The sequence below is a fragment of the Alteromonas halophila genome (assembly GCF_014651815.1).
Classification (GTDB): domain Bacteria; phylum Pseudomonadota; class Gammaproteobacteria; order Enterobacterales; family Alteromonadaceae; genus Alteromonas; species Alteromonas halophila.
Genome location: NZ_BMXP01000001.1, coordinates 440,831 through 461,817, shown reverse-complemented (window position 1 = coordinate 461,817; position 20,987 = coordinate 440,831). Strand labels below are relative to the sequence as shown.

Genomic DNA, 20,987 nt, shown 5'->3' with positions numbered 1-20,987 from the left:
TATGGACGCAGGTGAACTAAAACGCGCGGTGAATCAGACCATGCCGTTTGGCAAGTATGCCGGGCGCAAACTGGCTCACCTGCCCGAGCCCTATCTGGTGTGGTTTAGCAATAAAGGCTTTCCAGGGGGAAAGCTGGGACAGCAACTGGCGCTTATTCATGAAATAAAGGTAAACGGACTGGAATCTTTGATCGCGCCACTTGTCGACGATGACTAAGGTGCCTGTTACACTTACTGTATAAATAAACAGATACAGAATCCATCGACAGAGTCAGAGTAGAGTAAAGAGCAGCATGCTAGCCCGTCCCAAACGTCAGCGACAAGCAGACATCGATCAGCGTATTTTACGCCTGCATACCGCAATGGCTGACAAACTGCTGCGCAATCCCAAAATGTTAGCCCCGGTGTATGAGGTACTCGAGCAGCGCTACCAGCAGGGTATGATGCGCTACGGCAGTTACCTGTTATGGCACGGTATTCTTGAAAGCTATAACCAGCCTGAGCAGTTCCGCGCCCTTTTGCTTGCCAGTGACACACGCACCGCCAGTTTACGCAGGCAGACAATACTCATTGGTATTCTCAGTGAAGAAGAGCGACAGGCTGCGCTGTCAGCCTGAGCCAGATGGCAAATGATGGGGGCAGACAGCCGTTGCCCCCATCATTGTCTGGCGACTTAGCTAGCTGTTACGCAGGTGATCAGCGACCAGAAACGCCATTTCCAGGACCTGGTCGGCATTAAGACGGGGATCGCACTGGGTTTTATAAGCCTCGGCCAGATCGTCATCGCTTATCTTATACGCGCCGCCCGTACACTCGGTGACATGCTGGCCGGTCATCTCCAGATGAATACCCCCCGCATGGGTGCCTTCCTCGTTATGGGCAGTAAAGAACTGTTTTATTTCCCGCAAAATGGCATCAAAATCACGGGTTTTATAGCCACTGGACGCTTTAAATGTATTGCCATGCATGGGATCTGAGCTCCACACTACATGCCGGCCTTCGGCTTTCACCCGGCGCAACAAAGCCGGTAAATTGTCCGCCAGATTATCCGCGCCCATCCGCGTGATCAGTGTCAGACGGCCAGGATCATTAGTCGGGTTCAGGGTATCAATGAGTCGGATAAGCTCATCCGGTTCCATTGAAGGCCCGACTTTGACCCCTATCGGATTATGGATCCCACGGAAAAACTCGATATGCGCATGATCAAGCTGACGGGTACGTTCACCTATCCACACCATATGCGCTGAACAGTCGTAAGGCTTACCGGTCAGGGTATCAACACGGGTCAGTGCCTGCTCATAATTCAGTAACAAGGCTTCATGCGACGTGAACAACGACGTTTCATGCAAGGTGGCGCTGGTATTCGCGTTTATGCCAATCACATCCATGAACTCCAGCGTGTCCTGGATCCGCCGCGCCATATCCTGGTAGCGCTCTTTAAGCGGATTATTTTCAACAAACGCCATATTCCAGCGATTAACCTGGTGCAAATCGGCCAGCCCGCCCTGCGCAAAGGCACGCAGCAGGTTAAGGGTGGATGCACTGCGGTGGTAAGCGTCCAGTAGCCTGTTCGGATCCGGGCGACGCGCCGCCTCAGTAAACTCAAAGCTATTGATAATATCGCCCCGGTAGCTGGGCAACGTGATACCGTCACGGGTTTCTTCGTCCGAGGAGCGCGGCTTTGCATACTGTCCTGCCATACGCGCTACTTTTGTTACCGGGCATCGTCCGGCAAAGGTAAGCACAATCGCCATTTGCAGTAGCACTTTGAAGGTATCGCGGATCTTCGGTGCATTAAATTCATCAAACGACTCAGCGCAATCACCGCCCTGCAAGAGGAAGCCGTTGCCCAGGCTGACCTCGCCTAACTGGCGCCGCAACTCACGGGCTTCCTCAGCGAAAACCAGCGGCGGATACTTACTTAAGGTTTCTTCTACCTGTCGGACCTGAGCAGCGTCATCGTATGTAGGCTGCTGGAGAATAGGCTTTGAGCGCCAGCTGTCGGGTTGCCAGTTATTCAACGGGATCTCCTTGTGATGAAACGTCGAAAAAATACATGTTCATCCCAGATACAGAGCAGTTCAGCCCCCCGGGATAAGACGTAATGCTACTTTACCACAGGTTACTGTTTTGCCGCAGGCTGAATAACGTGAATTTCTATCATGTTACGGGCGTGTTCTACACGCATGTCACAATGGAATACAGGCCCCAGCGTTTCAGGGGTCATCACCTTTTCCGGCGCCCCCTGATGAACAACCTGCCCCTGGCGCATCAGCCACACACGGTGACTGTAGTTAGCACTCAAATTCAGCTCATGCGAACTGACAATGCAGCTGTTTCCGGCACTGGCCAGTGATGTGAGGTAATTCGCCAGTTTGTATTTATGCCGGATATCGAGACTGCTGAACGGCTCATCCATAAAAATAAGGGCCCGGCCTTCCCGAATGGCAGGCCAGACCTGCAATAGTGTACGTGCAATGTCCACACGCTGCCGCTCGCCGCCTGAAAGCTCACTGACCCGCCTGCCCAGCAGATGACCAATATCCAGCACATCGTTAATAACGCCAGGCAACAGTGTCGACACCGCAGCCGTGCTGAAGAAGGACAGGTATTCTCTGACACTGATACCGAACGGATCGCTGGCGTGCTGAGTATGGAAACTGCGAAATGCCGCAAAAACCGCGGGTGGCATAGAATGGGCAGGCGCCGCATCAATCATCAGGGAGCCGGAAGAAGGTGGCAGTAAGCCCGCCAGGGTCAGCAGCAAGGTGGACTTGCCTGCGCCATTTTCCCCCAACACATGAATGCACTCACCGCTCTTGACCGTGACATCTGTTGGACTAAGGCGGTCATCGACACGTACACCGGTTGCTGTAACCCGTTTCATAACCGGTACTGCCCACGATAAAGTGCGTAAAGCATCAATGGCCCCCCCACTGTCGCGGTCAGCATCGACACCGGGAAGGTGACACTGGCAGTCAGCTCTGTCAGTAACGCTACAATCAACAATACCAGCGCGCCCGACAACGCGGCGGCCGGCAATACCCGGCGGTTATCAAACCCGATGGTGAGCCTCAGTAAGTGCGGGACCAGCAAGCCCAGAAACGCAATGGAGCCTGCCACCGCTACCGCAGCGCCCACGCCGATTGCCGCCGCCAGCAAGCAATGTACCGACAGTTGTTGGGGCGATGTACCGGCGGCGGCCGCCGCAACATCTCCGCCGTATAACCAGTTCAGCGCTTTTGCCTGACGCAGTTGAAACACAATACTGCCAAGCATTACCGGTCCACTGATAGCCAGAACATGCCAGTCAGTCTGATACAGATTGCCCATCAGCCAGAACGTCAGGTTTCGCAAAGATTGCGCATCACTGAACATATACAGCCAGGCAATCGCTGCCCCTGCCAGTGTGGAAATGGTGATCCCCGCAAGGATCACGGCCATTGCCGCCCCCTGCAAACGGCTAGCAATGCGATAAATGATAAAGGTGGAAATCAGCGCACCAATAAAACACCCAAGTGGCAGCAGATACTGAAACGGTACCGCCACACTCAGGCCCGGTAACAGCAATAACACGGCGGCTACCAGACTTGCCCCACTGCTTATACCTATGAGTCCGGGATCGGCCAGCGGATTACGCAGTACAATCTGCAGACTGCCAGCACTGACACACAATACGGCCCCGACCAGTGCAGCAGTCGTGATCATTGGCAACTGCAGATGTAAAATAATGTGCTGTTTTACGTCTGCCCCCGCATCACTTTCCAGTGTCACAGCAAGAATGCCCGCTGCACAGAACAGGCAGGCAAACAGTAAAATCAGTAATCGACGCTTGTTCCCATTCATTGTCGCTGTTTAATATGGCGTATCAGTCCGTCGGAGGCTTCTTCAATTAAATCCAGCACCAGCTCAAAGCCTTTTTGCCCACCGTAATAAGGATCCGGCACTTCTGTTTCGTCACTGTCAGCATACGACAAAAACAGCGCAATTTTGTCGTAGTGTTGCGGCTCGGCCATGTCCCGTAGGTTTTTCAGATTGCTGTCGTCCATCGCCAGCACGTAGTCGAAACGTTCAAAATCGGTTTGCTCTACCCGGCGACACTTAATTTTATCAAAACTGTAGCCGCGTGCCATGCCAGCCTGTTGTGAACGCTTATCCGGCGGACTGCCAATGTGATAACCATGGGTGCCGGCCGATTCTATGTCCACATCTATCCCTGCTTCCGCCACTTTTTTACGAAAAACCGCTTCCGCGGTTGGCGAGCGGCAGATATTACCAAGGCAGACAAACAGAACAGACGGACGTTCTGACATAAAAAAATTCCTCTTAAAAGTGGTGACTAAACTTCCGGACCCTTTTCACGTATTATGGACGTTCTTATTACAGTGGAGATACCATGACTGCACACGTTTTAATGTTAAGCAGTTCCCGCAAAGATCAGGAAGCCTATCTGGAACATGCGCGGGCTCATATTCTTGCACATTTAGGTGATATTCGCGATATCCTGTTTATCCCCTATGCGGCGGTGACCAAAACCTATGACGAGTACGTCGACGCGGTTGCGGAAGCACTCCCTGAATGCACCGTGACGGGCATTCACAGCTATGAGGATCCGGTCTGTGCCATTCATCAGGCTCACGAGCGCGGCCAGGCGATTTTAGTTGGTGGTGGTAACACCTTCCACCTGCTACACCAGTTGTATAATCTTGGCCTGATTGTTCCGCTTAAACACGTTATTGCAGACGGCACCCCCTATATCGGCTGGAGCGCCGGATCGAATATCTGTGGTCTAAGCATACGGACGACCAACGACATGCCGATCATCGAACCACCCAGTTTTGACGCGCTGGCTATTGTCCCGTTCCAGTTAAATCCGCATTACAGCGACTACCAGCCCCCCAATCATAACGGTGAAACCCGCGACGAGCGACTCACAGAATTCACCACATTGGCAAACACAACGCCGGTGGTGGCTATCCGTGAGGGTACCGCATTGTTGTATACTGACAACACACTGACCCTTGAAGGAGAGTTAGGCGGGTTTGTTTTTCAGAGTGATGAGAAGCGGCCCATTGATGCAGGCAGCGATCTAAACTACCTGCTCAAGGAATGACGCCATTGTTGTCCGCGCCGGTGTGTGTCTGAACGGTATTTCAGCGAGCAGAGGTGCCGGCATGGCCGACTTCAGGTAGAGCAGATTTTCCGCATAAACAGGCATCGTCTCACTCAGACCATTGGCAACCCAGCCGTGTAGATGTAAGCCGTCATTAATGATGGCTTCTGCACTTAACAACGCATGATTGAGACAGCCCAGCCGCATCCCTACTACCAGAATAACCGGCAGTTGCAGAGACCTCACCACATCGGACATATACCGCGTGTCGCTGATGGGTAATCGCCAGCCGCCGGCGCCCTCCATGAGCAACAAATCAGGGCTGTGTGCTCCCAACGCATGATAACCGTCTTTAATATGCTGTTCACCTATCGGGCTGGCTGTCTGAGCGGCCGCGATATGCGGCGCCACCGGCGCATCAAAGGTAATTGGGTTTATCTGATCAAGACCGAGCGAAAGACTGCTTGCCTGCTGGATGGCGACCGCATCCTCGTTCGCCCGCTGCCCGCTTATCGTTTCACAGCCTGCCGCCACCGGCTTATACCCTACCGAAATCAGCCCCGCCTCAGTAGCAGCACGCAGTAACTGACAGGTAACATAGGTTTTACCCACTTCGGTATCTGTGCCGGTAACAAAATAAGCACTCATGGTTTCTCCAGTTGCACGTGCAACACGTCATAGCTTAGCGTCAGCCCCTGCTCACTGGAAGAGGCTGCCGGGTAGGCCTGTGCCATAGCCTGAAAATCACGGCGGGTATGTCTGCTCCCTGTATTGACTGACGCGCTCGCGCCCACCCGCGAAATCGATCGCAGCAGCGCGAACATATCGCTGAAGGTGTCGGCGTAACGAACCTGCTGATGGCAGCCCAGCATCAGCGACGATGCCTGACTTGCCGCCAGCCAGCTGCCGGCACTAACTAGCGGCATCAGCGTGTTTTCCAGCCCTGCAGCATGTTGCGCCGCGCGAAGCTCAGCAAACGAGCCATCAACCATCACTGCCAGCACCGCCCGGCCACCGGGCGTCAGTACCCGCCTGATTTCACTGAGCACTTTCGCCGGTTGTGCACACCATTGCAGCGCCATTGACGAGAACACCACGCTGAATTGTCCGTCGTCAAATGGCAGCGCCTGCGCGTCACCCTGCGTAAACGTAATATGAGGATAGCGCGACGCGGCCTCGCGGATCATCCCAGGAGCAATATCAACGCCCTGTGCCGACGCCACTCGTTGTGCGATATGATAGGTATTGCAGCCTGTCCCCGAACCGATATCCAGTACCACATCATCGTCCTGCCAGCTGAACCCGTCGATAGCGTGGCTGGCAATCTGCTGTTGTACACCGGCGTAACGCTTATAGTCACGCGCTGCTCGGGAAAACCGTGCCGCGATGGCCTGACTGAATGTCACGCTGGCTGCCAGGGGGCGGGCGACAGACAGACTCATGTGCTTATCGCCTCCAGAGCAAGTGAGAACGCATCGGTCAGTGCATCAATATCCTGGCGCGTATGCGCAGCATTTAACGTCAGACGAAGTCGATCTGTACCTTTTGGCACCGTAGGGTAACGCATCGGTACCGCCCAGATACCGCGCACCCTGAGTGCCCGACCCAGCGCTGCAGCACGTTCGGGAGTACCCGCCAGCACTGGCTGAATAGGACTTTTCGATGGCATGATATCCAGGCCGCTGGATCTGGCACGTTCGCGGAAATACCCTATATTATCATTCAGCCGGTCACGGACATCCGCATCACGCAGGTAAGTCAGTGAATACAATGTAGCCACCGCCTGCGCCGAGGGCATCGCTGTCGAGTAAATATAGTGCCGGGCATAATTCACCAGATAATCAATCAGCGCCTGACTCCCGGCTACAAATGCCCCGGCAGTACCAATCGCTTTGCCGAACGTGCCCATGACAACAGGCACCTGCGCCTGACTCAGAGAATGTGCTTCAACACTGCCAAAACCCTGCCTGCCCAGCACGCCAAAACCATGCGCATCATCGATCATCAGCCAGCTGCCTGATTGCGCAGACAGTTCACATAACTGGGTTACAGGTGCCTGATCGCCATCCATACTAAATACGCCTTCACTGACTATCAGTCTGTCGGCGTTCTCGCTGGCACTGAGTAATGTCGCAAGATGGGCTGTATCGTTATGCCGGAAGCGCCGAAGCGATGCCTGCGAGGCCAGCGCACCCTCTAAAAAAGATGCATGCATCAGCTTGTCAGCGAAAACCTCTCCGCCTTTGTGAAACAGCGCCTGGCAAATTGCCTGATTGGCGGCAAAACCTGAATTAAACAGCAGCACGGCCTCACGGCCTAAATGCTGTGCCAGATATGCTTCCAGCGCCTGATGCGCCTGGCTGTAACCCGTCACCAGCGGCGAGGCACCGCTGCCGCCGCCATACTGGGCCAACCCTTCCGTCCAGGCCTGCAGCATACCTTCATGATGACGCATGCCCAGATAATCATTACTGGCAAAATTCAGATAGTGCTGACCATCAATACAAATAATATTGTCTTTTTCATAGGACTGACTGACTCGGCGCCGCAGGTACCCTTGCGACTCCCGCTCCTTCAGTGTGTCAGCAAGCCAGTTGAAGGCCATTATTGTTGTGTATCCGCAACGCGTGGCGCAGTTGCATCGTAAAACAGTGTCTTATCAGGCTGCTGTGCCTGCATAAGCTCTTCTTCCAGCACCTGTTCGTGCGCTTCATCAGAAAATTCGCGGCCTCGTTCAGTATTGATCCCCAGTTTTTTAAACAGCATTACATCTTCGTGGGTATCGGGGTTTTTGGTGGTCAGAAGTTTGCAGCCGTAGAACACGGAATTCGCGCCGGCAAGAAAACACAAAGACTGCATCTGCTCATTCATGTCTTCACGCCCCGCAGACAGTCGCACATGCGCTGCCGGCATCATAATTCTGGCTACCGCAATGGTACGAATGAACTCAAACGGCTCCAGATCGTCAACATTTTCCATGGGTGTGCCTTTCACTTTTACCAGCATATTAATCGGTACACTCTGCGGATGCTCTGGCAGGTTAGCCAGTTGCATCAGCAGGCTTGAACGATCACCGGCACTCTCGCCCATACCTACAATTCCGCCGGAGCATACGTTCATACCGGCTGAGCGCACATTTTCAAGTGTATTCAGGCGATCATCATAGGTACGGGTGGTAATAATATCGCCATAATATTCCGGCGAGGTGTCCAGATTATGATTATAGTAATCCAGTCCGGCCTGTTTGAGTGCCACCGCCTGTTCGCGGCTCAGCATACCCAGCGTCATGCAGGTTTCCAAGCCCAGCTTTTTCACTTCACGCACCATTTTGAGTACGTACGGCATGTCGCGGTCTTTCGGGTTTCGCCAGGCCGCCCCCATGCAAAAACGGGTTGAGCCAACCTGTTTTGCCTCACGGGCCCGCTCCAGTACTTTTTCTATTTCGAGCAGGCGTTCTTTTTCCAGGCCGGTATCATATCGGGCACTTTGCGGGCAGTATTTGCAATCCTCAGGGCAGGCGCCGGTTTTTATCGACAACAGGGTGCTGACCTGCACTTCATTGGGATTAAAATACTCACGGTGAATGCTTTGCGCTTTGAAGACCAGGTCGTTAAATGGCATAGCAAATAACGCATCAACTTCCTGCTTTGTCCAGTCATGGCGAATCTCTGCTTGCTGGGGAGTACGTGGCACGGCGGTCATGGCCTGTCCTTTACTAATGATGAATGCTGGCTTAGTCTATGCGCGTCACTCGACTTGTCAACTCTGACCAATTGCAAACCTTTACTGGTGGTTACATTTTGAACAATATTGATTTTGATCGACAGCACATCTGGCACCCCTACACCTCATCGGTGTCACCACTTCCCTGTTACGAAGTTACTGGCGCGGAAGGGGCAACCATCAGTCTGGCATCGGGCGAAACCCTGATTGACGGTATGTCCAGCTGGTGGGCTGCTATTCATGGCTATAACCACCCACAACTCAACAAAGCCGCACATGCGCAGATTGATGCATTTTCTCACGTCATGTTCGGTGGCCTGACCCATGATCCCGCCGTATCGCTGTGCCGCAAGCTGCTCGACATGGCACCGCCCGGCCTGTCGCGGGTATTTCTTGCCGACTCTGGCTCAGTCTCGGTCGAGGTTGCGATTAAAATGGCCATTCAGTACTGGGCCTGTCAGGGGCGCGCTGAAAAACACCGTATCGTCAGTCCGCGTAATGGTTATCACGGCGATACCTTTGCCGCAATGTCGGTCTGCGATCCCGTGAACGGCATGCACAGCCTGTTTTCAAGCGTACTGAATACGCAGATATTTGCGCCGGCACCGCAAACCCGCTTTGATCAGACCTTCAGTGAAGACGATATTTTACCCCTGCAGGAACTCTTCGAACAGCACCATCATGAAATGGCAGCCATGATCCTTGAGCCGGTGGTACAGGGTGCCGGCGGCATGCGGATCTACCACCCAGAGTACCTGAAGCGTGCAAGACAGTTATGTGATCAGTACGACGTATTACTGATTTGTGATGAAATTGCCACCGGCTTTGGCCGGACCGGTAAACTCTTTGCCTGCGAACATGCCGGTATCAGCCCGGATATCATGTGTCTGGGTAAAGCCCTGACCGGGGGCTACATGACCCTGGCAGCCACACTGTGTACCGATGACGTAGCGCTGGGCGTCTGTCAGGGCGAACCCGGCGTGTTTATGCACGGACCAACCTACATGGGTAACCCGCTGGCCTGCGCGGTGGCCGGTGCCAGCCTGGATATTATCAATGAGGGTCACTGGCATCAGCAGGTCGCCAGTATTGAGCAGTGGCTGACCGACGGCTTGAAGCCCTGTCTGGCACTGCCCGCTGTCGCTGATATGCGCATTCTGGGCGCAATTGGTGTGGTGGAAACTCATCAGGCCGCGGACGTCGCCACTATCCAGCGTCATTTCGTCAATAGCGGCGTGTGGATCCGTCCCTTCGGTAAACTGGTATATATAATGCCGCCGTATATTATCAGCGAAGCCCAGTGTAAAACACTGACATCAGCGATGTATGATGCCCTGCGCCAAAGCGTGTAACCCTGACACAACGTCTGCTAGTCTGATGAACATGCGGTTAGCATGCCCTCCGCAAACGGCGCGGGCGCTGTACGGCCGCAATATACGCGCAGCGTGATGCCCACACTTGCGGGCAGGCGTGCGCTTTCACTCTCTTCAGCCAGCAGGAGTAATTATGGGAATCGTCATTCGCTTAGCCGACAAGCTGATTTTTTCAGCGCTGTTGCTGGTTGCGCTGCAAATTCCCATTCTCGCTGATCATTACCGTCAGTATTTAAGCGGCTACATTGACGCCAGTCAGCAGCAGGTGTCGGGTTATCAGCGTCTGGCAGATGATTTCGGCTACCCGTCAGTTGAAAGTATGATTTCCGCACTTGAGCAAAATCCCGAAGCGCTGATCCGCGCCGATGCAGAAAATAAGCGGGCAACACTCGAGCAGCTGGCGGCGATGCAAACTGCCATGCAAACACTGCAACAGGGGCATTATTACGAGCAGGCTTGGTATATGTTTAATCCGGCGCACGCGGCCACTCTGAAACGGGTGCTGGATAACTTCTCCCCTTCGGTACCACTTACGCCAGCAGCCATAATTTACAGTGTCATTACCGCAATCCTGTTAAATTTACTGATCTGGCTGCCCTACCTTGGTGCATGTGGCTGTGTGAAGCTGTATCGACACCATCATCGCAAAAAGCAGTATTCCCAATCAGCCTGATGGATGCGCTGAGCGCGGGTTCGCGTGCAACCTGACATTGCAATTGCTATACCCCCGCCATGTCGGGCCAAACACGCATGCAACACACTACACGCTCGCAGCCCGCCTCATCTGCCGAATCCTGATCTTCCCACCCTCTTCGCCTGCTTAATTTTCATTCAGGTATCATTTTTGCTACTTATCCATTTGAGTATGTACCTCACAGGGCCGGTTCATCGACTACACTGATGTTATCAGCCCGGTTTATGAGGGCTGGAATGAAGTAAGCTGTTAGTAAGGTAAAAAAGATGACTAGTGAAGCAACGTTATTAGTAGGCAGAGTGTTGCAAATCAGAGACAAATTGATGGCAAAACGTCACTGTATCCCCTCGTCGCTGCTGAGCGAATGGAACGCGCTTACTGCGAAAACCGCCTGTTTTGATGCCGGCAGTTTGTTCGATCATGCGGCCAAAGGCTCGGCCAGCAATAAACCGACCACCTTCTCAGGCACCGTCGGCGAGTTGCAGAGTATGGTGTCACAACTCGATAACCTCAATACCCAGGTTCAGCAATCGCAGGCGCGACATTAGTCATCCACGCCACGCCCCGGATTGACCCTGCGGTGGCAGGTACAGCCGCTGCAGGATCTTCATGCTTTGCTTGTGCGCCTGTCACGCAGTAGCACCAGCGCACGCACTTTGCGTTGACCGTAGCTGGCCAGACGCATGAAATCTTCCCTGGCAACGGGCAGATGCTGGCACTCGACCGGAGGCCTGCCGTCGGCATCAGGATCATGCAGGTAGACATTGTGCCTGTCATACCCCGTTACCGTTACCCAGTGTGGCGCTTTTTTACGATCAAACGCGTAGGTACTGATAAGACAAACGGGCTTTGCACCCTCGTCCATTGCGTTAATAAGATCATCCAGTTTCCAGTCAAACTGCTGGACTGGGATGTGCTGCGCCTTCGCTTCTGATTCAAAGCTGTTCTCCACAAACGTCAGCACTTTCTTCTTGTCCTTATTGCGAACCCCTTCAACGAACAGCGGCAAACCGGCATTCAGCCACACCTCTGCAGTAACACCATGATCCGCTGCCGCCAAAGCCAGACCGATGGGGTGGCAGCCTCCGTGTCCTGATGTCATATAGATGGTTGTGGCGCGCCGCCACACAGTGAGCTCGCTGTGCTGTGTCATGGGCAGTGCATGGCCAAGTTCACTGAGCGCCATCATCAGAGCAGCTGGCCCACAGGTAAATTCCGTGGTTTGCTGATACCAGGGATAAGGCGGCTGGCGGCACGTACCACCAGTATTGACAAGGGTTTTCTGCATCCGCAACGCATCACTGTGATCATCGTAGTAATCGGGATACAAACCAAAACGGTGGAAGCCGAGCCGTTCATACAGGGCGATCGCGCTTATATTGTTGCTCGCCACTTCCAGTCGCATAAAGCGCTTTCCCTTCGCAAGCGCCCGCTCCTCAAGCGCCACAATCAGCTTTTCTGCCAGTCCCCGGCCCCGCGCTTCCGGCAACACGGCTACAGAATAAAGTCGGGTAAGCTGCGTGCCTCTGCGCAGTAACAACAGAGCATACCCTGTCACCGAGGCGCCTTTTGCTGCGTCAGGCTGGACAGCGACCATCATCACGGCATGTGATGCTTCAATGTAATACCTGAGTCTGCGCCGACTTAGCCGGTCGGTGCTGAAGCAGCGATTTTCAATGGCGACGAGTGCCTCCAGATCCGCCGGCTGCGCCGCACGCAGCACAATGTCGTCGGCTTCTGACGCGCGGTGTTCCGGACGCGCGTTCATCGGCCCCGGCGCTCCAGACGGCTGGCAAATTCCTGCATAATGAGTGCATATAACTCTTTACCCAGGTATTTATCTTCTATCCCTGCATCTATGCTTGGATTGTCATTCACTTCAATAACGTACACTTTATTCCCCGACTGTTTAATGTCGACGCCGTACAGGCCATCACCAACAGTTTTTGCCGCTTTAATGGCGGCATTGAGTACCGGCTTAGGCACCTCAAAGGTTGGCATGGTTTTGAAATCACCCGAGCTGAAGCGCTCGCCTTCGTGATGATAAATTTGCCAGTGATTGCGCGCCATAAAGTACTGACAGGCGTAGATCGGCTTACCGGCCAGCATACCTATTCGCCAGTCAAACTCGGTATAAATGTATTCCTGAACCAGCACCAGCGCCGATACTTTCAGCATGTCGGTCAGGTAGTGTTTCAGTTCGTCAGCGGACTGCGCTTTGTGCACGCCACGGGAAAACGAACTTTCCGGCAGTTTTAACACCAGCGGCAATCCAAAAGTGTCGATTAGCAGCGCACAGGTCGCCTCATCCGCGCTGGAAACAAACTGCGCTTTCGGTGCAGGCACATTGTGATAAGTAAATGCGTCCTGCAAATACACCTTATTACAGCAGCGTAAAATCGATTGTGTGTCATCCATCACGACAATGCCTTCTCGCTCTGCCGCTCTGGCCAGCCGGTAAGTATGATGATCAATGGCGGTGGTCTCGCGAATGAACAACGCATCATAATGCCCCAGTTCTTCCGGAGACAGACGCTGCACCACATCAGCCTGAAATCCTGCGTTTTCTGCCGCTTTAACAAACTGGCGTAATGCTTTCTGATCGCTTGGCGGTGTGGGCTCAGCCGGATTCACCAGAATGGCCATATCCCAGCGCGCTGGTTTGCCTTTGCGCGACGCGCGCCATTGCTTTTGGGTATACTTGCCAATTGCTGCAATACAGCGTTGCTGAAGCGCGCCGCTCAGCTGCGTCAGCGCCTGCGGAGTGCAGGTCATAAATTCAACGCGCTGCGACATCGGTGCAGAACCATCGGCACTGGTTGCATGGAGGGTAACTTCCAGCACCGGGCAGGGGTAGCTTTCAAACGCCAGACGGGCGAGGCGTTTTAATGCCGGCGTGTCCGTTTCACCAAAGAAAACCATAAATGGCGCACCGCTTTGTGCCTCTTTGGGAACAGAAATATGCCCTGGAATCGGAATCTGACCGATCTGACCATCACTGTCACTACGTAAGTCATTAATAGTATTGACGCTGGGAAGCACAACATGGTTTCTCGCCTGCGCCAGAAGCGAGCAATAGTAGCCCTCACTGAGGTAGTGCGACGTATCACACAGGTTAATGACCCGGGTTTTCGGTTCGTCCTTTTTCGGAAAGTCAGACAGATAGCTGTCAAACGTCAGTACCGTCAGACCCGTTTCATTGAACAGTGTCGGGTCGTCGACCACAATAAGGGTGTTGTGCATATAAAAACGCTTCTATAAATAGCTGAATAAGTTAAACTTTAGGGTTCGGTTCTGGCGCATTCACCAGTCCGTCCGTGATCGCGAGTTTACTGCAAATCTCTGTTTTGCATAGCGCTTTGCGCACGGGATTTTTTCATCGTTAAGACAATAAAATCTGATTTGGGTCACGGTAACAGCACCAGGTCATAAATCAGGTAGCCTCTAGGAGTAGTTATGATTCTTGCCAGTCTTGCCATCATCATTGGCCTGCCGGTTTTACTGTGGAGTGCCGGTAAGTTTGTGGGAGGCGCTGCAGCGGTCGCAAATCACTTCGGTGTCTCGCCATTGCTCATCGGCATGCTAATTATCGGGTTTGGCACGTCCGCGCCGGAAATTATCGTGTCTATCTTTGCCGCCGTTCAGGGCAACTCAGGCATCGCGCTGGGCAACGCATTTGGCTCGAACATCGCCAACATTTTGTTGATCCTGGGCCTTACTGCGCTCATCAGCCCAATTGCCGTACGCTCTGAAATTATACGAAAAGAAATTCCGGTACTGCTCGGCATTACCTTTTTTGCGGCCTGGCAGTTGCTGGACATGCAACTGTCAAAAGACGACGCATTCTCACTAATGGGGCTGTTTATTCTGCTTATTTCCTGGAGCATCTGGCAAGGCATCCGGGGTGGCAAAGATGCGCTGTCAGATGAATACAGCGAAGAGTTGCGTAACGATAAGGACCCAGTAAAAACGCATGTGGTGTGGTTACTGGTTGGCTTGCTGGCACTTATCGCTAGTTCGCGGATCCTGGTCTGGGGCGCGGTCGAGGTGGCCACCTTCTTCGGCGTCAGCGATACGGTTATTGGCCTGACGATTATCGCCATTGGCACCTCCCTGCCCGAACTGGCTTCATCGCTGATGGCAGTCAAAAAAGGCGAACATGACCTGGCGCTGGGCAATGTGATTGGCTCCAATATGTTTAATACCCTCGCGGTGGTGGGTATCGCCGGCATGATCCAGCCGATGACCGTCACCAGTGACTTTTTATACCGCGATATTCTGGTCATGCTGGCCAGCACCGTGGCCCTCTTCATTTTTTGCATCGGCATTCGTGGGCAGGGTCGCCTGAACCGTCTGGAAGGAGGCGCGTTTACCGTCGCGTATATTATCTACACCGTTATTCTGATCAACAGCGCATTTATTAACTAGACAGACAAGCAAACACAACGGGTGCGCTCATGGGTACCCGTTCACTCAGGGAGAGATTGTATTGATCATAATAAGGCTTATGGCGGCAAGTAGTGCAAGAATGAAAAGGTTTGCACCAAACCGGTCCGCCTGACGCCGTGTCCGGTGGCGGCGCAGGATCATACTAAGCAATGTCAGTCCGACACAGACCAGCAGTGTTCCCTGCAGTGCTGTCAAATAGCCCTGTGACCAGGCTGTGTCGCCTTCAATCCCCCAGTACTGCTGAACACCACTGACAAAGTCGGGCCGGGCGAAATGAAACAAAATAAGTGCGACCACCAGCATCAGCCAGGCAATCACGTTTAATGTGATGACGCCCCGGTAAACCATGTCCTGCCTGCGTGGCAACTGCCGCCGGTCTGACTGTGTGGAAATTGTGTTTTTATTGCCCATTTGTCATCCCAAACTCTGGTATCCATGCGTTGGTTGAGTATACTAGCCTGCATCTGTATAGCTGCAATATCTCTTAGAATATACGAGACAGCACTTTCGTGTGTTCACATCGCCAGGCATATGCGATCTGCACTATCACTTATACTCCGACAGCAGGCCTTTTACAAAGTGCCCGACACGGTGTATTCGGTTTGATGAGTGTGCGAAGATACGGCAGCGGAGAAAAGTTTTAACTAACGGAGAAAGAGACATGACGCATACGCCCGTTGTCGACGTACTCAAAGGCAAGTACGCACAAGGCGAATCAGTGACAGTGAAAGGCTGGGTACGGACCCGCCGTGACTCCAAAGCAGGGCTGTCGTTTATTGCACTGCACGATGGCAGTTGCTTCGATCCCATTCAGGTTGTAGCCCTCAATACCCTGTCTAACTATGCGGATGTCCAGCGCCTTACGACAGGCTGTTCACTGGCTGTCACAGGCACAGTAAAAGAATCACAGGGCGCCGGGCAGTCGCTCGAAATCGAGGCGCAAAGCATAGAAGTTATAGGCTGGGTAGAAAACCCGGACACCTACCCGATGGCTGCCAAGCGTCACTCCATTGAATACCTGCGCGAGTTTGCGCACCTGCGTCCCCGTACCAATGTGATTGGTGCAGTGACCCGTATTCGCAACTGTCTGTCACAGGCCCTGCACCGCTTCTTTCACGAGCACGGCTATTACTGGATAAGCACGCCGGTGATCACGGCCAGCGATACTGAGGGGGCGGGTGAACTGTTCCGTGTCAGCACACTGGACATGATGAACCTCCCGCGTGATGACAAAGGCAATGTCGATTACAGTGAAGACTTCTTCGGCAAGGAAACCTACCTGACGGTTTCTGGCCAGCTGAACGTTGAAACCTATTGCAGCGCAATGTCCAAGGTCTATACCTTTGGCCCGACATTCCGCGCCGAAAACAGCAACACGTCGCGCCACCTGGCGGAGTTCTGGATGATTGAGCCGGAAGTCGCGTTTGCTGAGCTGGCAGATATCGCGCAACTGGCAGAAGACATGCTGAAGTACGTGTGTAAAGCCGTACTGGAAGAGCGGGCTGACGACATGGCATTTTTTGCACAGCGAATTAATAAGGATGCCGTATCCCGTCTGGAAAACCTGGTCAATGCAGAGTTTGTCAGGATGGATTACACCGATGCCATCGAGATTCTGCAAAACAGCGGCAAACAGTTTGAGTTTCCTGTCGAGTGGGGTGTGGATCTGTCATCAGAGCATGAGCGCTATCTGGCCGAAGAACATGTCGGAGCGCCGATTATCATGCAAAACTACCCGAAAGATATTAAAGCGTTCTATATGCGCATTAACGATGACAATAAAACCGTGGCAGCGATGGACGTCCTTGCGCCGGGTATCGGTGAAATCATCGGTGGCTCACAACGTGAAGAACGACTGGATGTGTTTGATCGTCGTCTTGACGACATGGGCTTATCAAAAGAAGATTATGCCTGGTATCGCGATTTACGCCGCTATGGCACCGTCCCTCACGCCGGATTTGGCCTGGGCTTTGAGCGACTGGTGGCGTATGTCACCGGCATGCAGAACGTGCGTGACGTGATCCCCTTCCCGCGCACACCAGGCAGTGCGAATTTCTGAGTTCGCTGCCAGACTGACCTTCGAAAGGCGCCGTGTTATGACGGCGCTTTTTTTTACCCGCCTTTTCACTATGCGCCGCGCCTGCGCATCATGTCCGCTGCTGATAAAGCTGTTTGCGGTCCCGGACAGATCCGGTATTCTGTCTCAATACGTATTTTCTTCGTTGATAATTCAGGAACTTAAACGCCACCAGCGAAAAGGAAACAGCAGCAGGTAATGCCCGACAATACACCTACAACAGTGATCTGTGCACAGTGTCAGCATAGTGTACAGCTGCCTGAGCTTGCGCATCGCCAGCGTGCCCTGTGTCCACGCTGCGGGCACACTTTGCTGGTCGCGCGCCGCCGGCAAACAGAGAAACTGCTGGCGTTAAGCATAAGTGCTCTGGTGTTTTTATTTTTGTCACTGCCATTTAATTTTCTTTCGTTTCGAGCCAGCGGACAACAACACAGTATTGATTTGCCCGGCGGACTTAACGTACTCATCGCTCATGACGCATTGTCGCTGGCCATTATTACGGGCATCGCCACGCTGATACTGCCGGGTCTGGTATTACTTGGTTTCAGTATGTTGTCGATAGCCCGTCTGGGTGGTACGCGCCCGCCCGCAGTATTTCGTATCAGGCGACTGGTTGACGCCATGCTGCCCTGGAGTATGGCGGAAATTTTCCTGGTTGGTACGCTGGTAAGTCTGATCAAAATTACCGAAATGGCAGATGTCGCCATCGGGCTGTCATTTTATGCCTTTATCGGGTTCAGCGTATGCATGACGGCTGCGCTGGTGCACTACAACAGCAACGATTTTGCGTTGTGGCTACACCGTGGCTCACCACCGCCGCCGCCCGATATGGACAGCCAGGCAGCCTCGTGGAGCATTCAGCGTACCTGGGCTTTGCTGATCACCGCCGCGCTACTTTATATACCGGCTAACATGCTGCCTATCATGCAAACTGAATTATTCGGACGCATCGAACCCAATACCATTATTGGCGGCGTGATTCGTCTGTGGGACGCCGGTTCTTACCCAGTGGCACTGATCATACTCATTGCCAGCGTTATTGTCCCGGTTGCCAAAATTGCTATGCTCGGCTGGCTGAATTATACCGTGCAGGCCCAGCACCAGCGCAGTAAACGATTACGTATGCGCTATTACCGTATCACTGAATATATTGGCCGCTGGTCAATGATCGACGTATTCGTGGTCGCCGTACTGGTCGCACTCATTCAGTCCGGAAACAGTTTATCAGTCTACCCTGGTCAGGCAGCACTGGCGTTTTGCGCCGTCGTATTTATCACCATGATCGCCGCAATGACCTTTGACTCCCGGCTGATCTGGTTTAACAGGAAGCAGTTATCATGACAGAAGATGCTCACGTCGCGTCCACGTCCCGCGTATCGAAAATATGGCTGGTGCCACTCGCCGCCGTCATCATTGGCGCCTGGATGGTGTTTTACCAGTGGAGTAATCAGGGACCCATGATCACCATTGAGCTCCCTTCTGCTAACGGTATTGAGGTCAATAAAACGCCAGTGAAAGTCCGTGATCTGGACGTGGGTCAGGTAAAGAAAATCTCATTAAAACCCGATTTAAATGGTGTTTTAGTAGAGGCGCGTATTGACGCGAGCGCTTCGCACCTTCTGACCGAGAATACCGAATTCTGGGTGGTCGCACCACGCATCAGCTTTTCAGAAGTGTCTGGCCTCAATACACTGTTTTCCGGCAGCTACATTGCTATGTCAGCCGACGACAGCGGCGATGAGCAATTAAACTTTGTTGCCCTCACTCGCCCTCCCGTAACCCCACCGGGTACGCCGGGACTGCATGTCACACTCAAGTCTGACGATGCCTTCGCCTATAAGTCAGGCGATCCGATAATTTACAAGGGGTTTAAGGTCGGTGAGTTTGAAGATGCAGTGTTCGATATCAATGATCGGGTGGTTTACTATGATGCCTTTATTGAAGCCCCCTACCACCGGCTTATCACTGAAAATACCCGTTTCTGGAATGTCAGTGGTATCCGCTTCAGGCTTGAATCCAGTGGCATTACCGTAGAAACGGGCAGTCTGGAGACCTTACTTGCCAACGGCATTACCTTTGGCATTCCTGAGGGCGTGTCTGATGGAAAGCAGGTCAGTGAAAACGCTAACTTTACGATTTATGAAGACGCGTCGGCCGCTGCTAACGCACGCTACGAAATTGCGGCCAGTTACATGCTGATGATTGAAGAGAGTGTCAGAGGGCTGAAAGTCGGTGCGCCGGTCGAATACCGGGGACTGGAAATTGGCCAGGTAGAGGCCATCAATGCCATCGACTCGGTACGCGGTAATGTCATGCAGGAAGACTATCCAATCCCGGTACTTATCAGTATTTATCCTGGTAAAGTCCATCAAAAGGATAATCAGGCAGGACTGGAGATTGTTAAAGCCACTATGAATAACTGGTTGAGCAGTGACTTGCGGGCCTCACTGCGAATGGGCAACATTCTGACCGGCGGTCTGTACGTCGACCTGCAACATATCGAAGGGGTCGATCCTCAGCCACTTCGTCAGGTAAACGGTATCGACGTCATTCCGACCATATCCAACGAGTTTACGCAACTGACACAGAAAGCAGATGCCATTCTGGATAAAATTAACGCCCTGCCCCTGAATGACATGGTTGATCAGGTCGCCGTGGCTGTAACGCAGATGAAAGTGGCGGCAGAGTCAGTAGAAAATGCCGGTGATGATTTCGATGCGCTGATCGCCGACATTGATGCTAAGGCACTCAATACCAACCTCAATCAGATGCTTGAAAATCTGAATAAGCTGGTAAGAAACTATTCGGAAGGCGGGCTCAGCAGCAATGAAATTAAACAAACGGTCGATGCAATGCAAGACACCATGCGCAACCTGCAGCCATTATTATTGCAACTGAACCAGGCACCGAACAGCCTGATTTTTACTGATAACCGCGAGCAGGAGCTGCAGCCCAAAGCAGCGAAAAAGGAGAATAAGTGATGCCAGTGCTTCGACGATTAGTCCTGATAGGCATACTAACGATACTGGGCGGCTGCGCCAGTCGCGCCGTAGAGTTGCACTATTATATGCTGCACAGTCCGCAGGCTGCACAGTCTTCACAACCTGACAGTCAGATAGCCGTGGTGCTGGGTGATATTACCCTGCCCGATTACCTGCGTCAGCGCCAGCTTGCCTATCAGACCAGCCCGACCACCTTACATTTCGCCTCCCAGCACGTCTGGTCAAGCCCGCAGGATGAAGCTATCCACCGGCTGTTGACGAACGCGCTGCGTGACCAGCAAATCGCCGTGGTTACCCCCGACAGACATCAGGCCAGCCCATCCCCGGTTACGCTTAGCATCATTATTGATGATTTCATTCCCTCCTGGGAAGGCCAGCTAATCTTGAAAGGCGAGTACATTATTGCCTATCCGGGACAAAAAGATACGCTCAGGACTTTTGACTATCGCACCACACTCACGCAAGATGGCTTTGCCCACAGCGTGGCAAAAATGCGCACCCTCATTACCGAGCTTGGCGCGCGACTTGGCAGTGAGATTAGTGAATAGTAGTTCCC

General features: G+C 53.1%; 22 protein-coding genes. 11 read left to right on the top strand and 11 right to left on the bottom strand.

Annotation, left to right across the window (positions count from 1 at the left end; genetic code table 11):
- Nucleotide 1 precedes the first annotated feature (1 nt).
- Together IE054_RS02140 and IE054_RS02135 are read left to right on the top strand one after the other, a co-directional pair.
- The gene (locus tag IE054_RS02140; RefSeq protein WP_189403432.1) at nucleotides 2–217 is read left to right on the top strand and encodes a DUF3820 family protein; all 216 of its coding nucleotides are present in this window, start codon (nucleotides 2–4) and stop codon (nucleotides 215–217) included.
- 76 nt (nucleotides 218–293) lie between these two features.
- Nucleotides 294–617: a hypothetical protein gene (locus IE054_RS02135; protein ID WP_189403431.1), complete on the top strand. Its 324-nt coding sequence runs from the start codon at nucleotides 294–296 to the stop codon at nucleotides 615–617.
- 60 nt (nucleotides 618–677) lie between these two features.
- Here the strand turns inward: IE054_RS02135 and IE054_RS02130 are convergent, their stop codons facing one another.
- From IE054_RS02130 to IE054_RS02115, 4 genes are all read right to left on the bottom strand, one after another.
- A complete protein-coding gene (locus IE054_RS02130) occupies nucleotides 678–2,021 on the bottom strand; it encodes a class II 3-deoxy-7-phosphoheptulonate synthase (RefSeq protein ID WP_189403430.1) in 1,344 nt (447 codons plus the stop codon).
- Nucleotides 2,022–2,122: 101 nt separating this feature from the next.
- Nucleotides 2,123–2,887, bottom strand: a complete 765-nt coding sequence (locus tag IE054_RS02125; RefSeq protein ID WP_189403429.1) for an ATP-binding cassette domain-containing protein — start codon at nucleotides 2,885–2,887, stop codon at nucleotides 2,123–2,125.
- Nucleotides 2,884–3,846, bottom strand: coding sequence for a FecCD family ABC transporter permease (locus IE054_RS02120; protein WP_189403428.1), 963 nt, complete (start codon nucleotides 3,844–3,846; stop codon nucleotides 2,884–2,886). The genes IE054_RS02125 and IE054_RS02120 overlap by 4 nt, the downstream gene beginning before the upstream one ends.
- Complete coding sequence (locus IE054_RS02115) at nucleotides 3,843–4,313, bottom strand: low molecular weight protein-tyrosine-phosphatase (protein ID WP_189403427.1); 471 nt, start codon at nucleotides 4,311–4,313, stop codon at nucleotides 3,843–3,845. Before IE054_RS02115 ends, IE054_RS02120 begins: the two co-directional genes overlap by 4 nt.
- An 83-nt stretch (nucleotides 4,314–4,396) precedes the next feature.
- Here IE054_RS02115 and pepE point away from each other — a divergent pair, with 83 nt between their 5' ends.
- Nucleotides 4,397–5,113, top strand: coding sequence for a dipeptidase PepE (gene pepE, locus IE054_RS02110; protein WP_189403426.1), 717 nt, complete (start codon nucleotides 4,397–4,399; stop codon nucleotides 5,111–5,113).
- On the opposite strand, the gene bioD is transcribed toward pepE, so the two are convergent.
- The 4 genes from bioD to bioB are packed head-to-tail and all read right to left on the bottom strand — an operon-like array spanning nucleotide 5,090 to nucleotide 8,815.
- Nucleotides 5,090–5,761: a dethiobiotin synthase gene (gene bioD / locus IE054_RS02105; RefSeq protein ID WP_189403425.1), complete on the bottom strand. Its 672-nt coding sequence runs from the start codon at nucleotides 5,759–5,761 to the stop codon at nucleotides 5,090–5,092. The two genes, pepE and bioD, sit on opposite strands and share 24 nt — an antisense overlap.
- On the bottom strand, nucleotides 5,758–6,555 hold the full coding sequence (locus IE054_RS02100; RefSeq protein ID WP_189403424.1) for a methyltransferase domain-containing protein: 798 nt from the start codon (nucleotides 6,553–6,555) through the stop codon (nucleotides 5,758–5,760). Before IE054_RS02100 ends, bioD begins: the two co-directional genes overlap by 4 nt.
- The gene (gene bioF / locus IE054_RS02095; protein ID WP_189403423.1) at nucleotides 6,552–7,718 is read right to left on the bottom strand and encodes an 8-amino-7-oxononanoate synthase; all 1,167 of its coding nucleotides are present in this window, start codon (nucleotides 7,716–7,718) and stop codon (nucleotides 6,552–6,554) included. Before bioF ends, IE054_RS02100 begins: the two co-directional genes overlap by 4 nt.
- Nucleotides 7,718–8,815: a biotin synthase BioB gene (bioB, locus tag IE054_RS02090; RefSeq protein ID WP_189403422.1), complete on the bottom strand. Its 1,098-nt coding sequence runs from the start codon at nucleotides 8,813–8,815 to the stop codon at nucleotides 7,718–7,720. The genes bioF and bioB overlap by 1 nt, the downstream gene beginning before the upstream one ends.
- Before the next feature lie 98 nt (nucleotides 8,816–8,913).
- On the opposite strand from bioB, the gene bioA reads away from it, so the two are divergent.
- The 3 genes from bioA to IE054_RS02075 all read left to right on the top strand — a co-directional run bounded on the left by bioA (nucleotide 8,914) and on the right by IE054_RS02075 (nucleotide 11,451).
- Nucleotides 8,914–10,188 (top strand): adenosylmethionine--8-amino-7-oxononanoate transaminase, encoded by a 1,275-nt coding sequence (gene bioA, locus IE054_RS02085; protein WP_444541874.1) that lies wholly within the window; start codon nucleotides 8,914–8,916, stop codon nucleotides 10,186–10,188.
- Nucleotides 10,189–10,342: 154 nt separating this feature from the next.
- Nucleotides 10,343–10,882, top strand: a complete 540-nt coding sequence (locus IE054_RS02080) for a DUF2937 family protein (RefSeq protein WP_229804970.1) — start codon at nucleotides 10,343–10,345, stop codon at nucleotides 10,880–10,882.
- A gap of 287 nt (nucleotides 10,883–11,169) precedes the next feature.
- The gene (locus tag IE054_RS02075; protein ID WP_189403420.1) at nucleotides 11,170–11,451 is read left to right on the top strand and encodes a hypothetical protein; all 282 of its coding nucleotides are present in this window, start codon (nucleotides 11,170–11,172) and stop codon (nucleotides 11,449–11,451) included.
- A 59-nt stretch (nucleotides 11,452–11,510) separates the two neighbouring features.
- Here the strand turns inward: IE054_RS02075 and IE054_RS02070 are convergent, their stop codons facing one another.
- Both IE054_RS02070 and IE054_RS02065 read right to left on the bottom strand, forming a co-directional pair.
- Nucleotides 11,511–12,671: a GNAT family N-acetyltransferase/peptidase C39 family protein gene (locus IE054_RS02070; RefSeq protein WP_189403419.1), complete on the bottom strand. Its 1,161-nt coding sequence runs from the start codon at nucleotides 12,669–12,671 to the stop codon at nucleotides 11,511–11,513.
- Nucleotides 12,668–14,146 (bottom strand): RimK family ATP-grasp domain-containing protein, encoded by a 1,479-nt coding sequence (locus tag IE054_RS02065; protein ID WP_189403418.1) that lies wholly within the window; start codon nucleotides 14,144–14,146, stop codon nucleotides 12,668–12,670. Before IE054_RS02065 ends, IE054_RS02070 begins: the two co-directional genes overlap by 4 nt.
- Nucleotides 14,147–14,359: 213 nt before the next feature.
- On the opposite strand from IE054_RS02065, the gene IE054_RS02060 reads away from it, so the two are divergent.
- Nucleotides 14,360–15,331 (top strand): calcium/sodium antiporter, encoded by a 972-nt coding sequence (locus IE054_RS02060; RefSeq protein ID WP_189403417.1) that lies wholly within the window; start codon nucleotides 14,360–14,362, stop codon nucleotides 15,329–15,331.
- 45 nt (nucleotides 15,332–15,376) lie between these two features.
- On the opposite strand, the gene IE054_RS02055 is transcribed toward IE054_RS02060, so the two are convergent.
- A complete protein-coding gene (locus IE054_RS02055; RefSeq protein ID WP_189403416.1) occupies nucleotides 15,377–15,763 on the bottom strand; it encodes a hypothetical protein in 387 nt (128 codons plus the stop codon).
- A gap of 250 nt (nucleotides 15,764–16,013) precedes the next feature.
- On the opposite strand from IE054_RS02055, the gene asnS reads away from it, so the two are divergent.
- The 4 genes from asnS (at nucleotide 16,014) to IE054_RS02035 (ending at nucleotide 20,979) form a co-directional block, all read left to right on the top strand.
- On the top strand, nucleotides 16,014–17,411 hold the full coding sequence (asnS, locus tag IE054_RS02050) for an asparagine--tRNA ligase (RefSeq protein WP_189403415.1): 1,398 nt from the start codon (nucleotides 16,014–16,016) through the stop codon (nucleotides 17,409–17,411).
- Nucleotides 17,412–17,627: 216 nt separating this feature from the next.
- The gene (locus IE054_RS02045) at nucleotides 17,628–18,770 is read left to right on the top strand and encodes a paraquat-inducible protein A (protein WP_189403414.1); all 1,143 of its coding nucleotides are present in this window, start codon (nucleotides 17,628–17,630) and stop codon (nucleotides 18,768–18,770) included.
- On the top strand, nucleotides 18,767–20,410 hold the full coding sequence (pqiB, locus tag IE054_RS02040) for an intermembrane transport protein PqiB (RefSeq protein WP_189403413.1): 1,644 nt from the start codon (nucleotides 18,767–18,769) through the stop codon (nucleotides 20,408–20,410). The genes IE054_RS02045 and pqiB overlap by 4 nt, the downstream gene beginning before the upstream one ends.
- Nucleotides 20,410–20,979: a PqiC family protein gene (locus tag IE054_RS02035; protein ID WP_189403412.1), complete on the top strand. Its 570-nt coding sequence runs from the start codon at nucleotides 20,410–20,412 to the stop codon at nucleotides 20,977–20,979. Before pqiB ends, IE054_RS02035 begins: the two co-directional genes overlap by 1 nt.
- The last annotated feature ends 8 nt before the right edge of the window (nucleotides 20,980–20,987 follow it).

Bases quoted from the DNA above. Each gene is read 5' to 3' on its own strand.
- IE054_RS02140 (WP_189403432.1), top strand. From the start codon at position 2: ATGGACGCAGGTGAACTAAAACGCGCGGTGAATCAGACCATGCCGTTT.
- IE054_RS02135 (WP_189403431.1), top strand. From the start codon at position 294: ATGCTAGCCCGTCCCAAACGTCAGCGACAAGCAGACATCGATCAGCGT.
- IE054_RS02125 (WP_189403429.1), bottom strand. From the start codon at position 2,887: ATGAAACGGGTTACAGCAACCGGTGTACGTGTCGATGACCGCCTTAGT.
- IE054_RS02120 (WP_189403428.1), bottom strand. From the start codon at position 3,846: ATGAATGGGAACAAGCGTCGATTACTGATTTTACTGTTTGCCTGCCTG.
- IE054_RS02115 (WP_189403427.1), bottom strand. From the start codon at position 4,313: ATGTCAGAACGTCCGTCTGTTCTGTTTGTCTGCCTTGGTAATATCTGC.
- pepE (WP_189403426.1), top strand. From the start codon at position 4,397: ATGACTGCACACGTTTTAATGTTAAGCAGTTCCCGCAAAGATCAGGAA.
- bioD (WP_189403425.1), bottom strand. From the start codon at position 5,761: ATGAGTGCTTATTTTGTTACCGGCACAGATACCGAAGTGGGTAAAACC.
- IE054_RS02100 (WP_189403424.1), bottom strand. From the start codon at position 6,555: ATGAGTCTGTCTGTCGCCCGCCCCCTGGCAGCCAGCGTGACATTCAGT.
- bioF (WP_189403423.1), bottom strand. From the start codon at position 7,718: ATGGCCTTCAACTGGCTTGCTGACACACTGAAGGAGCGGGAGTCGCAA.
- bioB (WP_189403422.1), bottom strand. From the start codon at position 8,815: ATGACCGCCGTGCCACGTACTCCCCAGCAAGCAGAGATTCGCCATGAC.
- IE054_RS02080 (WP_229804970.1), top strand. From the start codon at position 10,343: ATGGGAATCGTCATTCGCTTAGCCGACAAGCTGATTTTTTCAGCGCTG.
- IE054_RS02075 (WP_189403420.1), top strand. From the start codon at position 11,170: ATGACTAGTGAAGCAACGTTATTAGTAGGCAGAGTGTTGCAAATCAGA.
- IE054_RS02070 (WP_189403419.1), bottom strand. From the start codon at position 12,671: ATGAACGCGCGTCCGGAACACCGCGCGTCAGAAGCCGACGACATTGTG.
- IE054_RS02065 (WP_189403418.1), bottom strand. From the start codon at position 14,146: ATGCACAACACCCTTATTGTGGTCGACGACCCGACACTGTTCAATGAA.
- IE054_RS02060 (WP_189403417.1), top strand. From the start codon at position 14,360: ATGATTCTTGCCAGTCTTGCCATCATCATTGGCCTGCCGGTTTTACTG.
- IE054_RS02055 (WP_189403416.1), bottom strand. From the start codon at position 15,763: ATGGGCAATAAAAACACAATTTCCACACAGTCAGACCGGCGGCAGTTG.
- asnS (WP_189403415.1), top strand. From the start codon at position 16,014: ATGACGCATACGCCCGTTGTCGACGTACTCAAAGGCAAGTACGCACAA.
- IE054_RS02045 (WP_189403414.1), top strand. From the start codon at position 17,628: ATGCCCGACAATACACCTACAACAGTGATCTGTGCACAGTGTCAGCAT.
- pqiB (WP_189403413.1), top strand. From the start codon at position 18,767: ATGACAGAAGATGCTCACGTCGCGTCCACGTCCCGCGTATCGAAAATA.
- IE054_RS02035 (WP_189403412.1), top strand. From the start codon at position 20,410: ATGCCAGTGCTTCGACGATTAGTCCTGATAGGCATACTAACGATACTG.